Source organism: Eubacterium aggregans, assembly GCF_900107815.1.
GTDB classification, from domain to species: Bacteria; Bacillota; Clostridia; order Eubacteriales; family Eubacteriaceae; genus Eubacterium_O; species Eubacterium_O aggregans.
Genome location: NZ_FNRK01000006.1, coordinates 95,187 through 110,678, shown reverse-complemented (window position 1 = coordinate 110,678; position 15,492 = coordinate 95,187). Strand labels below are relative to the sequence as shown.

General features: G+C 49.4%; 10 protein-coding genes and 1 riboswitch. All 10 genes read left to right on the top strand.

From position 1 onward, the window contains the following. The first annotated feature begins 162 nt into the window (after window positions 1-162). Window positions 163-251, top strand: a riboswitch (cyclic di-GMP riboswitch). A 163-nt stretch (window positions 252-414) separates the two neighbouring features. Beyond that, complete coding sequence (locus BLW33_RS05025; protein ID WP_090305954.1) at window positions 415-5,595, top strand: fibronectin type III domain-containing protein; 5,181 nt, start codon at window positions 415-417, stop codon at window positions 5,593-5,595. Then, window positions 5,592-6,329, top strand: coding sequence for a hypothetical protein (locus BLW33_RS05020; RefSeq protein ID WP_090305952.1), 738 nt, complete (start codon window positions 5,592-5,594; stop codon window positions 6,327-6,329). The genes BLW33_RS05025 and BLW33_RS05020 overlap by 4 nt, the downstream gene beginning before the upstream one ends. 186 nt (window positions 6,330-6,515) lie before the next feature. Then, window positions 6,516-7,331: a glutamate 5-kinase gene (proB, locus tag BLW33_RS05015; protein WP_090305950.1), complete on the top strand. Its 816-nt coding sequence runs from the start codon at window positions 6,516-6,518 to the stop codon at window positions 7,329-7,331. 2 nt (window positions 7,332-7,333) lie between these two features. Next, window positions 7,334-7,504 carry a stress-responsive transcriptional regulator PspC gene (locus tag BLW33_RS05010; protein ID WP_242911598.1) on the top strand — a complete coding sequence of 57 codons (171 nt, stop codon included), beginning with the start codon at window positions 7,334-7,336 and terminating at the stop codon, window positions 7,502-7,504. Beyond that, a complete protein-coding gene (locus tag BLW33_RS05005; RefSeq protein ID WP_090305948.1) occupies window positions 7,497-8,612 on the top strand; it encodes an MGDG synthase family glycosyltransferase in 1,116 nt (371 codons plus the stop codon). The genes BLW33_RS05010 and BLW33_RS05005 overlap by 8 nt, the downstream gene beginning before the upstream one ends. 126 nt (window positions 8,613-8,738) lie before the next feature. Next, window positions 8,739-9,005 carry a 30S ribosomal protein S15 gene (rpsO, locus tag BLW33_RS05000; RefSeq protein ID WP_090246307.1) on the top strand — a complete coding sequence of 89 codons (267 nt, stop codon included), beginning with the start codon at window positions 8,739-8,741 and terminating at the stop codon, window positions 9,003-9,005. Between the two features lie 202 nt (window positions 9,006-9,207). After that, window positions 9,208-11,289 (top strand): polyribonucleotide nucleotidyltransferase, encoded by a 2,082-nt coding sequence (locus BLW33_RS04995; RefSeq protein WP_090305946.1) that lies wholly within the window; start codon window positions 9,208-9,210, stop codon window positions 11,287-11,289. 18 nt (window positions 11,290-11,307) lie between these two features. Next, window positions 11,308-11,757 (top strand): dUTP diphosphatase, encoded by a 450-nt coding sequence (gene dut / locus BLW33_RS04990; protein WP_090305943.1) that lies wholly within the window; start codon window positions 11,308-11,310, stop codon window positions 11,755-11,757. Between the two features lie 52 nt (window positions 11,758-11,809). Further along, window positions 11,810-14,161, top strand: coding sequence for a DNA translocase FtsK (locus tag BLW33_RS04985; protein WP_090305941.1), 2,352 nt, complete (start codon window positions 11,810-11,812; stop codon window positions 14,159-14,161). Continuing rightward, a complete protein-coding gene (gene rimO / locus BLW33_RS04980) occupies window positions 14,154-15,485 on the top strand; it encodes a 30S ribosomal protein S12 methylthiotransferase RimO (protein ID WP_090305938.1) in 1,332 nt (443 codons plus the stop codon). The genes BLW33_RS04985 and rimO overlap by 8 nt, the downstream gene beginning before the upstream one ends. Window positions 15,486-15,492: the final 7 nt, after the last annotated feature.

Sequence of the window (15,492 nt, the reverse complement as noted above, 5' to 3'; positions counted from 1 at the left end):
TTTGTTTTAGCTTCTATTTTAGGTATTGCTTGAATTAGAATAGGATAGCATAGGATAATATAATTTATATTAAAGAGTGGGGGAACTTGATGATCAATTTATTTAACTTGACGTCAAATCCCTTAAATGATATTATTTTACTTAATTAAATCCGTTTTAATCTACATAAATAGGCAAACCTGTCGAAAGGCAGTGGACGCAAAGCTAAAGGGTCTAAAACCGCAGTGCGGTAAGGGCAGCCAGTTGCAAAAAGGACATGGCTTAAGAGTGGAAAACTCAGTGGTTGATGAGTTGTTTTTCTTGTAGGTCTGTTCGTCAGGCTGCGCTTTGGCGTGGCTTTTTTTATTATGAATATATGAGTATGGATTACGAGCATCGGTGCAGAATCTGTAAATAGAAAGAAAGGATGAATCGATGAAAAGAGGATTGGCTTGTTTAATGGCGCTGGTTTTGCTGTTTGTGAGTGTACCCACGTCTGTTTTAGCGGAGGTGATAACTTCCCAAACAACGCATGAAGAGGCGGGTCAGGAAGTTTCCCAGAAGAAAGCATCTGATTTGCTGGAAGCAGAAGCTGTGGATACGGTTAATGCAAAGGCCGTTGGGACCCTGGAGGTGGAGATTTCCTACCCCCAGCCCAGGAAGGCTCTGACGGATCGCGCGGCGGTAAGCCTTACCAACACTGCGGGGGAGATTGTAACGATTAGCCTGAAGGATGTAGCCTCGGATAAAAAGACGGCATCCCTAGGCAGCCAGAGCATCCAGTACAAAAATCTGCTCTTTGACAAAAACGCCATTGGTGATGGCAGTATGGCAGGGAGTGTGCTTTACAATCCATCGGCTCAGGATGCCCAGGTTTATTACACCACCGTTAATTTTTACGATTTACCCGTGGATACCTATACCCTCACCCTGTCCGATACCGGACTGCTGCCAGTGACCACTACTGCTGCCATCAACACCACCTCCAAACGGGTGGAAGTGAATGCCAAGGCCCTTCTGACCGGGGATGTGGACGGTAACGGGGCAATTGATGATGTGGATTACGATGCCGTATTGGCCAAGCTGGGCACAACCGAGGTCGCATATGACTTAAACGGTGATGGTACTGTGGATATTATCGATTTGGTCTATCTCCAGGAAGGGTTAAGTAAAACCGTCGATACCACAGCTATTCAGGTCAGTGAAACCTCTCCTGTGGTGAACCCTGAGGGAGTAAAGCTGGAAAGCAGTGCGGAAAATCCAGTGTCTGTAAAGGATGGAGCCATTAGCCAGCTCTTTGGTGCATCGACCACAGCCACAGAAGTGGTTGGTTTCCAGAGACAGGATGGTCAGTCTATTAGTACCAACACGCCCCTCGAAATTCCCTTGGTGATGGCAGAGACCATCCAGGCCAGCCAGATTCGCCTTGAGCCCAGTGCTTTGGGAATTGATCATGCAGCCAAGAAAGGCGAGGTTATCGTCACCAATGAAGCAGGCAATGACGAGATTTACTATTTTGGTACGGAAGAATCCACGGCAGTGCTGTTTTTGACGGATGAACCCTCAGAAAATACCATCGTCATCGATTTAAAGGGCCAAACGGCGATTAAGAAAATCACCATCCGTGTGACAGAAACCACAAAAGCCAGCAGCAACCTGGTGGAAATTTCTAAAGTAGAATTTTTAAATAATACCAAGGATAAGATTGTTGAACAGGTATCCAGTATCCCCACCAATGTCCGGGCTACCCCGGGTAACGAAAGCCTGAGCATTACTTGGGATGCCCAGGCCAATGTAACGGGATACGAGGTCAAGATGAGCTTCGACAATCCTAAAACCGGTAAAAACGAAACAACGATAACCCCGGTGGACGGCAATGCGCTGACCATTGGTGATTTGACCAATTATGTGGACTACACCATTTCCGTCCAATCGGTCAACCGTTCGGATACTGGGAACTGGGAGAGCGGCTACAGTGCACCCATCGTTGCTACGCCCTTACCCACATCGGTTCCAGAGGCTCCGGAAGCCATCACCTTAAGCGGTGGCTACCGTCAGATTACCGTTAATTGGGAAAAGCAGAAAAACTCAACGGGCTATAATGTCTATTACCGGGAAAAGGGAAAGACAGAATACAGTAAAATCGGTGGACTGACGGCCACGAGCACAGTGATCACCGATTTAAAAGACCAAACGGAATATGAAATCTATCTGAGGGGCTACAATGCCATCGGGGAAGGGGCGGCGTCACCGGTGTATCGGTGTGAAACCAAATCCATCGATCCACCCATTACTTCCAATTACAAGCTGATTAATTGTGCCAATGGGGTTGACGAGCCTACTGCCCATATTACGGATATCACCTATCCTTATTTAAAGGAAGGGGATTATGAAAATGGTTTTGATCAATACGACATCACGGACAATGACTACACCTCCTATTGGAACTATGGGGGATGGAATGCTGGTGGTTGGGCAGGAACCCTCCAGGGGCCAGTGGTTGCCTTTGATGGGGCCTATGAAATGGACGATATCGTTCTGATTCGTGGGGAAGGGGAGCCTAGCACCTACACCTACATGACCATTCGGTGGTGGGATGAGGCTGGTTTGGCCCATACCTTAAAGGCCCAGGAGGATTTTACGATTTCGAGTAAAAAAACCACTAACGGAAAGGAATACTACCGTATCCAGATCAAGGATAAGATTAAGCCGGTAAAAATCCAGATTAACCCCGCATTGTATTGGGCGGGTGCGCCCAATGCACGATGCCGGATATCAGAGCTTAAATTCTATGCCTACGATAGCCTGGCGAATGAAACAGACGCTCTTTTTGTTGATGATCTCCACGTTGAGTTAAAGGATAGTGTAACCATGGCCTATGTGGATGGCCTAATCGAGCGTGCCAACACCCCGGATCCGGACAGTGGAGAATTCCATCCTGATAAGGATTTGATTCTGTCGGAACTGACCCTGGCAAAATCCATTCTCAGTGAAACCAATATTGACGATACGGTGGTGGTGGACCAGAATGTATCCAACGCTAAAAATGGTACTCTAGGCTTTGCCATGTCCCTCAATGATTTTCAGCCATTGGGGCTGGCGGCTAAAGCGGGCGATACCATCAATGTTTATGTCGGAACCACGGGCAGTGTTTTACCAGAGCTGGTATATACCCAGTATCACCCGGATATAAAAACCGGCTGGAGTAAGACGGTTAAGCTAAAAAAGGGAAAGAACGAAATAACCTTGGCCCAAATTGGGGGAGAGGACAGCGAGCGCGGGGGGGCCTTGTATATTCGCTATCCCAATGCCACGGCCACAGACAAGGAAATTAAAGTACGGGTAGCCGGTGCGGTTAAAACCCCCACCCTTAATTTGACGGGCATTACCGATGCTGCGGCGGCAAAGACGAAAATCCGCTCTTATATTACGGAATTAAAGGCCTACGCGACATCCCTCCCATCGATGTATGAGGGCGAGGATGTTCGGTATCCCTGGGATAAGACCTCCAGTATTTATAATGCCACGGAGATTATGATGGATCAGATGCTGTTGTCCGTACCGGCTACCGCTGTGGTAGAAAACCTGACGGGCTCAGAAGATGCCCAGGTTGAACAGCTGTATCAAAACAGTTTGGCCATGGAACAGATGATGAACATTACCTATACCTCCAAGGGCCTTAGCCGGGATGCTGCCGATAACTTGGATCAATGGCCTGGCTCCCGGATTAATGTGCGGTACACCCGGATGTTTACTGGTGCCTTTATGTATGCCACCGGCCAGCATATCGGCATTGAGTACGGCTCTGTCGGGGGAATGGTCAAGGGGCAACCCCATAAGGCTCAGTCCAATGGCACCATGGCTGACGGCCAGCTTTATGGCTGGGGGATTGCCCATGAAATCGGACATGTGACGGATGAAGGGGATATGGTTTACGGTGAGACCTCCAATAATATCCTGTCCCAGCTGGTTAAAACCTTTGACGAAAAGGAAGGGGCCAGGGCGAATTACTCAGCGATTTATCAGAAGGTTACCTCTGGCACGACGGGCTACTCCAGCGATGTCTTTACCCAGTTGGGAATGTTCTGGCAGTTGCACCTGGCCTATGACGATACGCCCAATAGCCTGGATGCAAAGGATAGCTTTTACGCTAAGCTGTACCAAGGGTACCGTCGGAATACCCAAAAGACGGATAAGGATAATCTGTTAATCCGCATGGCCAGTGATGCCGTCCAGCGAGATTTGACCATTTATTTTGAAAAATGGGGACTGACAGCAAACGAAGAAACCCTTGCCTATGTCAGTAAGTATCCTAAAGAAGAACGGGCCATTTACTACTTAAATGACGATGCTCGGCATAAACGAATCCAGAAAGCTCCGGCCATGGCAGCAGGAACAGCTGTTAAAGCGACCTTAAACCATACGGTGGAAAATGGCAAGGATTCAAAGCAAATTACCCTGAACCTGGGTGTCAACAAGAACCAGGATGCTATTTTAGGCTATGAAATTGTAAGGAACGGCCAGTCTGTAGGCTTTACAACCAACAATACCTATACGGATGTCATTGCCTCGATGAACAACCGGGTCCTGAATTACGAAGTCATTGCCTATGACAACTATTTGAATAAAACCGAAGCCCTGGCCCTGGAGCCCATTAAGCTTCAGCATGATGGCAGTGTGGCAAAAACAAAATGGACCATGGATTCCACCATGACCTCCCAAGGGGACACTCTGGTGGATGAGGATTGTAGCGATTCAGGCATTGCCCATCCCGCGTTAAAGACCCTGTACGATGAGGATTATGCCAATGTCTACCAAGGGACCAAGACCAGTAATAATCCTTCCATCACCATTAATCTCCAGGAAAGAATGCCGGTGGTAGGGTTTAAGTACACCGCAGCGGTCGTTGATGGTGCTCTGGCTGAAAACACCATTAAAAGCTATACTATTCAGGTTAGTGAGGATGGGACCACCTGGCAGGATGCCACGAAGGGTAGCTTTACCGTCAGTGTGGAAGAACCCTCAGCCATCGTTTATTTCAATGAAACAGACCAGGAGGGAGCCAACCAGCTCCACACCTATCAGGCAGGATATGTCCGGCTTATTGCCAATGGAGCGGCTGGTGTTAGTGCTGCAGAATTGGACATTGTCGGACCTCCTGGGGATAATGTAAATTTGGAACAAAGTGGTATCGGAATCCTTAAATCAGACTTCACCTACGATCCGGAACAGGCGCCCATTAAAGCCGGTTCTTTAATCTTCACCGGAAGCTACCGGGGACATCCAGGGTTTAATGCCCTCTTGTTAAAGGATTCCCAGGGTAACAATGTGGTCGGTAAGGATGGACAGGCCGAGAGTATCTTTATGGCAACGGTTCCGGAAAATGGCAATATCGGAGAAATTAGCCAAGGAACCTGGATTTACTGGATTGACGTGGATAATTTAGACATGAACGCCCTACCGGATACAGTCAGGGCAGAGTTATACCGTGTCAATAATATGGAAACCAATGAGGGACAGCGGCTCACCAGCGATACCTTTGGGATAGCGCTTCCGGCGACCATTCCCGCCATCGAACTCACTGGCGCACAAACCGCGGAGGATAAGTCGATATGAAGTGGAATAAAATAATGAAATATATGGGTACCTTGTGCCTAAGCACCCTGCTTATCATGCTTTTTTGCCTGCCGGTTATGGCAGAGGAGGGTGGGGCTCCCCAGCTTTTAGTAACTAAGGGAAACCAGGATGGCCAGATCAACATCGCCCTGTCAGGGATGGGGGCACCGACCATCAAGGGCCTTTCCCTTAAGTTAAAATTAACAAATGCTACCTTTACCGGAGCCCTTACCCCAGATACTGCCCTAAAGAGCGAGGATGCCCGGGTGAAAATCCTTCCCCAGGAAAGTGGAGAAGAGGCCACCTTGGCCGTTACCCGGGATGGCCAGCTGCCCTTAGTTAGTGGTGTAATAGCCATTGGAACCCTGACGGTAACCGGCCAGGCAGGAGCCGACTACAGTATAGCTGCCAGCGATTTGGAAATGGTGGATGCGTTGACTTACGCAAAGACCGTTTTAGCTGTGGTGAAAAATGATAGTAAGTCCGAAAGTCTATCCTTTGAAAAAAAACCAGCGGAAGGGTCTAATCCCAGTCCATCGGTTCAAAATCCAGGGGATGTGGCCAGTGGCGGTACGTCGGAATCTGGTTCTGTTACAGAGACGGAGGGACGCTCAGGTAACCCGGGAACAGGCGTTCTGGCTACCGAGCAGGCCATCCCCGTGGTTCTGGGGATATTCCTGATCGCCTTAAGCGGAGCGGTAGCACTTAGCCGAAAAAACAGAATAAATCAATAGGAAAAGACACCCCTTCTCAAACCTTGAAATATCGTGAGAAGGGGTGTTTTAGTGTCAAGACCGTTATTAGCGGTGGTTAAAGAAGGACAATGCAGATAATATTTGAATTTCATAGGAATCTTTGGTAAACTATTCTTAAATGAACCCTGGAGGGTGCATTGGAATCATCAGGCGTGGGAGGCTAGAATGCGCAAGGAAATATTAGCAGCACAGAGGATCGTGATCAAAATGGGGACGACCTGCGTTACCCACCCCGACGGAAAGCTTAATCTTCGGAAGCTGGATCATCTGGCACGGGTACTGACCGATTTGGTCAGCAGCGGAAAGCAGATTGTTTTAGTTTCTTCTGGAGCCATTGGCTGTGGAATGAACCGCCTGGGTATGGAGCAGCGACCTGTTAAGTTAGAAGAAAAGCAGGTGGCGGCTTCTGTGGGCCAGGGCCTTTTGATGGAAATTTACCATAAGTTTTTTGATGATTACCATCAAAATATTGGTCAGATCCTCTTGACGAAGGATGTCTTTCAAAATGAAATCAAGCGGACTAATGCCGCCAATACCTTTATGGCGCTCATGGGAAGGGGTATTATTCCCATCGTCAATGAGAATGATTGTGTGTCCACGGATGAAATCCAGGAGGAGTGCTTTGGGGATAATGATATCCTGTCAGCCATGACCGCCAGCCTGGTGGAAGCCGATTTGTTGATTATTTTATCTGATGTGGATGGGCTGTACGATTGCAACCCCGCCAAGCATGAGGATGCCAGGTTGGTGCCGGTGGTTGAGCAAATTGATACGGCTGTTATAAAAAGTGCCGGGTGCTCCACCTCCGGACTTGGAACTGGTGGGATGGTGACGAAAATCGGTGCGGCCCGGTATGCTACAGAGCGTGGAATCCATACGATCATCGCCTCGGGAGAGGATGTCCGAGGGCTTTATGAGATTTTAGATGGCCAGGAAATTGGAACAATTTTTCTTAAAAAAGAAAGTGTAGAAGGAGAATAATTATGGATAATGAATGTATCTTTAAGAAGATTATGCTGACCTTAGGCACCATTGTTGCGGGTGTGGCCACTGGTTTTGGTGTGGCTTATTTAGTAGAAAAGCGTCGGGAAGAGGCTGTGGGCGGAAAACTGATGCGGGTGAATTACCGCTTCACCAAGGATTTTGATGGCTAAAAAGGTCTTTATCTTTAGTGCATCGACCGGGGCGGGCCATAATTTGGCGGCTCGTTCCCTGGCAGAGGCACTGCAAGGGCGGGGGTATGATGCCCAGGTTTATGATGCTTTTAAAGAAAGCAGTGCCGCTCTGAACCGCATAGTGACCAAGGGATACAAGCAATTGGTGGAAATCGCGCCCAAGCTTTACGAACAGATGTACCGTCAGTTCAACAAGATGACCCCTTTCCAGCAGAATATCTTTAAAGTCATGTCTAAGGTGATGAACCCTGAAATCGTCCCGCTGATTGAAAAGGAAGGGCCGGACCTCATTATTTCAACCCATCCCTTTGTTACAAATATGCTGGGGACCTTAAAGGCCCATGGTGCCTTTAGTCAGCCGGTCCTTTCCTTTGTGACGGATTATAAAATTCATAGTGTCTATCTGCACCCCATGATCGATGCCTACGTGGTGGGGAGCGAATACACCAAGCAAACTATGGTGGAGCGGGGGGTAGACCCAGATATCATCTATCCCTTTGGCATTCCCATCCGTACCGAATTTATGGATGCTCCCTCTGCTGAGTTAGAAAAAGCGGACCCGGCAGTTCGGGGAACTATTATGGTCATGGGGGGGAGCATGGGGGCCCGTCAAATGGAAAAAGCTTTTGTCTCCCTGATGAAGACCAAGGAGAAGATTCGGATTATCGTGGTTTGTGGGAATAATGCCAAGGTTGAGCGGGATATCCGTTTTTTGGCCAAGGTGTACGAACCAGCGGATAAGGTGGTCGAGATCCATGGCTTTGTCCAGAATGTGTCGCAGCTCATGGATCAGTCCGAGGCCATTATCACGAAGCCTGGAGGACTTACCAGCACAGAGGCCATGGTCAAGGGCATTCCCATGATTATTCCATACTATTATCCAGGTCAGGAGGAGGAGAATACCGACTTCCTGGTAGACAGTGGCATGGCGATTAAGGTGGATAAGGTTAAGGATTTAACCTCCCTGGTGGACTTTCTCATTGAAAACAGCTATATCATCCGGGAGATGTCTGCCAATATGACCGAGGAGGCCCGGCGACACTCCATGGAAAAGACCCTGGATCTCTGTAGCCAATTAATGGATTGATGGTGAAAAATACTTTACACCCCCCTGTGGATGTGGTATGATACTGACGTTGCCAATTCCTGGTTTTCCGACACTCCGACGGTTTACTACGACTTGGCAGGAAATTAAGAATTAAGGAGAATCATTATGATCACAAAAGAACAAAAAGAACAGATTGTCGCCGATTATGGCACCCATGAAGGGGACACCGGTTCCCCCGAAGTGCAAATTGCGCTTCTAACCGCTCGCATTAACGATTTGAACGAACATTTCGCAGTGCACAAAAAGGACCATCACTCCAGAAGAGGTCTTCTGAAGATGGTTGGACAGCGTCGTAACCTGCTGGGCTACCTTAAGAAGAAAGACATCACCCGTTATCGTGAACTCATTGCACGCTTAGGCTTGAGAAAATAATAACACACTGATAAGGCGGAGCTATTCCGCCTTTCTGTCATTTTTGTAAAGACCTATGGCGATGCCCAAAGGACGGATGTTTTAACTGTTCGCGGTTTATGCCTACCTGCTGGTGGGTATAAACGACGGACAGAACGCAATGTCTACCGGGCATCGGTCCTCTGCGAAAGCATGGGACCTTTCATCATAAAGGAGTTATGATATGAGAAGATTTGAAATGGAGTTGGCCGGCAGACCGCTGGTCGTTGAAGTTGGCCAGGTGGCCCAGCTGGCAAAGGGATCGGCCATCCTTCGTTATGGCGAAACCACTATCCTGGCGGTGGCCGGCGCTTCCAAAAAACCACGGGAGGGGATGGATTTCTTCCCCCTGAGTGTAGACTATGAAGAAAAACAATATGCTGTAGGTAAAATCCCCGGAGGATTTTTAAAGCGGGAAGGCCGGCCGTCAGAAAAGGCCATCTTAAATTCCCGTTTAATTGACCGCCCCATCCGTCCTTTATTCCCTAAGGGATTTAGAAATGATGTCCAGGTGGTTACCACTGTCATGGCAGTGGAACAGGATAATGCTCCGGAAATCGTTGCGATGATTGGTTCCTCTGTGGCCCTGTCCATTTCGGACATGCCCTTTGCCGGGCCAACGGGTTCAGTGGCTGTCGGCTTAGTCGATGGTGAGCTGGTGTTAAATCCGACGCAAGCCCAGCGTGAAGTCAGCGATTTAAGTCTCATCGTTGCGGGAACCAAGGACGCTGTGATGATGGTCGAAGCGGGTGCAAATGAGGTTTCTGAAGAAACCATGTTAGAAGCTATCCTCTTTGCCCACGATGAAATCAAAAAAATCGTTGCCTTTATTGAAGGGATTGTTGCAGAAGTGGGCGTCCCCAAGGCAGAGTATAAGCTGTATCTTCCAACGGAAGAGCTCACTGCAGAAATCGAAGCCTATGTGGGAAGCCGCATGCACGATGCCGTTCAGACTGCCGATAAGGACGAACGTCTGGCTGCCATGAATGGACTTATTGACGAAGCCATGGCCCACTTTACGGAATTATACCCCGATGCTGGTGCAGACATTGACACCGTGCTTAATGGGATGAAGAAGAAGGAAGTCCGGAGCCTGATCTTAAACGATCGGATTCGCCCGGATAATCGAAAGATGGAAGAAGTGCGTCCCATCAGTGCCCTCATTGATTTTGTCCCCCGGGTCCATGGCTCTGGCCTCTTCACCCGTGGCGAAACCCAGGTACTCTCCATTGCGACCCTTGGGGTCCTCCGGGATGCTCAGATGATCGATGGGTTGGGAACCGAAACTGAAAAACGCTACATGCATCAATATAATTTCCCAAGCTACAGTGTTGGAGAAACCCGCCCCATGCGCGGCCCTGGCCGTCGTGAAATTGGCCATGGTGCCCTGGCTGAACGTGCCTTGTTACCCATGGTTCCTTCAGAGGAAGAATTCCCCTATGCCATTCGTGTGGTATCTGAAGTCTTAAGCTCCAATGGCTCTACTTCCCAGGCCAGTGTCTGTGGAAGCTCCCTTGCCCTTATGGCTGCTGGTGTTCCTCTGAAGAAGCCGGTTGCAGGCTGTGCGATGGGCCTCATTAAGGAAAATGAAAAGCTGGCTATTTTGACGGATATCCAGGGAATGGAAGACTTCTTAGGGGATATGGACTTTAAAGTGGCTGGAACCGCTGATGGGATTACCGCCATTCAGATGGACATTAAGATCCACGGGATCGACCGTGAAATCCTGACCCAAGCCCTGGCCCAGGCCAAGGACGGTCGGATGCACATTTTAGGCATCATGAACGATACCATTGCAGAACCCCGGGAAGAGCTGTCTCCCTATGCACCGAGAATTATCACCATGCACATCAAGCCCGACAAGATCCGTGAGGTCATTGGGAGTGGCGGCAAGGTAATCAACGGGATCATTGATGAAACCGGTGTGAAGATTGATATCGAGGATGATGGGACCATCTATATCGCATCTGAGGATGGTGAAGCTGCAAAGCGTGCCATCGATATGATTAACGATATCGTCCGGGAGGTTGAAGTCGGTGAAGTGGTGGATGGAACCGTCGTCCGAATTATGAACTTCGGCGCCTTCGTGTCCATTCCAGGGGGGAAGGATGGCCTTATCCATATTTCCAAGCTGGAACATCACCGGGTAGAAAAGGTTGAGGATTCGGTAAAGCTGGGAGATAAGGTGACTGTAAAGGTCATCGAAATTGATGATCAGGGCCGGATTAATCTGTCCCGGAAAGCTTGCCTGCCTAAGGAAAACTAAGGAACACCGGTTATAATAATGGAAACCTGTGTTGTAAAAATTTATAATGGGTCAAAAAACCCACTGCCCAGGGTACAGTCCCAGGGGGCGGCTGGCGTGGATTTACACGCGGATTTGGCCGCCCCCCTGGTACTTGAGCCCCATAAGGTGTACGCTGTACCCACAGGCATTCGTATTGAGCTTCCCCTAGGCTATGAGGCTCAGGTCCGGGCTCGAAGCGGCCTGGCTTTAAAGCACGGGATTACCCTGGTTAACGGAATCGGTACCATCGATTCCGATTATCGGGGAGAGATTGCGGTGATTGTGATGAACCTGTTGGATACGCCCTTCACCATTACCCCCGGGGACCGCATCGCCCAGATGGTGGTCACCCGGGTCAGTCTGCCAGAGTTTGTTGTGGTGGAATCACCCGAGGCTCTGGAGGCCACACAACGCGGCGACGGCGGATTCGGGCACAGCGGCGTGTAGAGAGCAAGGGTACCCTGTGTACCCTTTTTTAATATGATTTGAGGTGATAAAAATGGCAGCTCGCAAAAAAACGACTGCAAGAACCAGTACGAAAAAGAAAACACGGCCATCGGCCAAGGCACAATCGAAAAAAACTTTGCACCCGGATCGGAAGCGGCAGATTTGGGGGGCAGTGGTTATTCTGTTTTCCATCTACAGTGCCTATGCCTTTAGTACCGCCACCCCGAATATTGTGGATAAAATCATTGGGAAGGGCTTTGTCACCTTTATGTTTGGCAATGCCTCGATGATGGTGGCTATTTATGGCGTGGCCTGCGGTATTCTCCTGTTTACGGATAAAATGCGCTACTACCGAAAGACCGTCCTGATCGTCTTTTTGATGCTGATGAATTTCATGATTGGCTTTAGCCTTAATATGCCCAAGCTTCTTGACAATAGCATGGTAGACCTCTTCTCCCTGGCGACTTTGGGAGGCTATGGGGGAATCATCGGAAACGTTTTTGCCTTCCTGTTTACTACCATTATGGGACGGGTACTGACTTTTATCTTGATTATCCTTCTTTTCTTTATCGAAGCATTTCTCCTCTTTAAGATCAATTGTCCTCAGGCTTATGGGGCGCTTAAGGAGAAGGGGTTTGGTATGGATAAAATCAAAGAGAAGGCAGCCGCGGTTAAAGAAGCGAAAGAGCTACGGGATAAGCGTAAGGAGGCTGAGGAACGTCGACTTCTGGAGGAACAGGAGCTCATTGACGAAGACTATGACGACCTCTTCCATCGTGGGGAAACTGGGGAGATCTCCGTGGATACCCAGTATTTAGATATTGGAGATGTGATGGAGGCGCTTGATCCAGAGGAGGCGGCCGCTGCCCAAGCGGAACGTCAGGCCAGGAAACAGCGTGCAGCCAGCACCGCCCCAGTGGATAAAGTCCCAGAGGATATTACCATTGGCAGCAGCTTTGAGGCCATCGATCCCGACGCCCCGGTGGAGGAATATCAGATCCCTGATGTGGCACTGCTTAATCCCCCTTTACGGCGGGGGGGCGATAAAAAAACAGATGTGAAAAAAAAAGCCCGTCAGATTGAGGAGACCCTGAAAAGCTTTGGGGTTGCGGCAAAAATCGTAGGTGCGGATGTCGGTCCTTCCATTACCCGATTCGAGGTTCAGCCGGACCCAGGGGTCAAGGTGAATAAAATCGTCAACTTAAGCGATGATCTGGCCTTAAACCTGGCCACCTCAGACATTCGCATCGAGGCTCCCATTCCAGGGAAGGCCGCGGTGGGGATTGAGGTGCCTAATGCTGAAAGCGAAATCGTGGGGCTTCGGGAAATTATCGAAGCGCCGGGCTTTGAGCGAACTAAGGCGACCCTGCCCTTTGCCCTGGGGAAAACCCTGTCCGGGCAAAACATCATTGGGGATATCAGTAAGATGCCCCATATGCTCATTGCCGGAGCCACGGGTTCAGGGAAGAGCGTGTGCATCAATACCATTATCATCAGTCTGCTTTACAAGCTGACCCCGGATGAGCTGCGATTTATCATGATCGACCCCAAAATGGTGGAGCTGAATCAGTACAACAATATTCCCCATCTGCTTATCCCGGTGGTGACAGACCCTAAGAAGGCGGCCTATGCCCTCAATTGGGGTATCAAAGAGATGACGGACCGTTACCAGCTCTTTAAGGATGCGGGGGTTCGGGATATTGATGGGTACAATGACAAGATGCTAGCAGCTGGAGAAAAGAAGCTGCCCCGAATCATCATTGTGGTGGACGAATTGGCGGATTTAATGATGACCTCTCCCAAGGAGGTTGAAAATGCCATTTGCCGGATTGCCCAGCTGGCCCGGGCCTGTGGAATTCATCTCATCATCGCTACCCAGAGACCATCGGTGGATGTCATCACCGGGCTCATCAAAGCCAATATTCCCTCTCGAATTGCATTTTCTGTGGCTTCTAATACAGATAGCCGGACCATTTTAGATATGGCCGGGGCCGAGAAACTTTTGGGGAAGGGGGATATGCTCTACTTCCCGGTGGGAAAATCCAAGCCCCTGCGAGTCCAATGTACCTACGTCTCTGATGCAGAAATCAATCGGGTCATCGGAGCCATCGAGGGGGCGACAGCCCCGACCTTTAACGCCCATATTGAAGACGTCATTGCAGGGTATAGCGAAAAGCCGGATGACACGGAAGAAACTGAGGACGCCTTATTCCCCCAGGCTGTGGAGCTGGCCTTTACCTACAATCAGATTTCGACCTCCATGGTCCAAAGAAAGCTAAAGGTGGGCTATGCCAGGGCTGGACGAATTGTGGATGAGCTAGAACAAAAGGGTGTGATTTCAGGACCAAATGGCAGTAAGCCCCGGACCCTGCTCACCACCCGAGAGGAGTATTATCATGCCTAAACCCACCCAATCGGTCTATATAGAGACCCTGGGCTGTGACAAAAATACTGTGGACAGTCAAACCATGCTGGCCACCTTAAGGGGGGCCCGATATACCGTAGCTAAGGCACCAGAGGATGCGGATATCATCATCATTAACACCTGCTGCTTCATCGAAGCTGCCAAGGCAGAATCCATCGACCGGATTTTTGAGTATTTACCCTATAAAACTGAGGGGAAATGTGGTATCTTTGTGGTGGCAGGGTGTATGGCCCAGCGCTATGCTCAGGAACTGAAAACAGAGCTTCCGGAAGTGGATTTCTATTTAGGAGTCAACAATCTGGAGGATCTCCTTTCCCTTATTGATGGGAGCCGTCAGACGAATACCTTGATTGAAGAAGAGGATAAAACCTATAAAGAAGCGGTGGTCGAACGCTGGGTTGAAGATGGCGATGTGACGGCTTATCTGAAAATCAGCGAGGGCTGCGATAAGCATTGTACCTATTGCGCCATTCCAAGGATTCGCGGTCATTACCGCAGTCGTCGCCCTGAGGCAATCTTGTCCGAGGCCAAAAGCCTGCGGGATCAGGGGGTGGAAGAGCTCATCCTCATCGCCCAGGATCTTACCCAATATGGCAGTGATTTAGAAGAGGGGGTCACACTGGCAACATTGCTTAAGGAATTGGCAGAGGCAGTGGACTTCAAATGGATTCGCCTGCTCTATCTTTATCCAGAGGGCATCGATGGGGAACTGTTGGAGGTGGTACGCACCCACAATAATATTTGTCACTATTTTGATATGCCCATCCAACATACGGAGGACAGTGTACTGAAGCGAATGGGCCGCCAAATTGACCGGCAGACTATTTTTGAGAAGGTGGCCATGATCCGTAAAGCCCTCCCCGATGTGGTTTTACGGACGACTATCATCACAGGCTTTCCCGGGGAAACTGAGGAAGAATTTGAGGCGATGTTAGCGGCTTTGTCAGAATTGGGCTTTGAACGCTTGGGCGCCTTTGCCTATTCCTTGGAAGAGGGGACTCCAGCCGCTAAAATGGTGAACCAACTGCCTGGGGAGGTAAAGGAAGCTCGAAGACGCCGGATTTATGAGCAGCAGGAAGATATCACGGCCCTTAAGAACCAGGAAATGGTGGGAAAGACCATTGAAGTGCTGGTAGAAGAAACCGATGGGGACGAGGTGTTCTATGGCCGGACCTATGGTGATGCACCAGAAATTGATTGTGGCGTCATCATTGAGGATGCCGATTTGGTGTGCGGCACCTTTTATCCGGTGTCTGTTACGAACTCCATTGGCTACGACGTGATTGGAAGTATTCGTACGTGAGTATTTT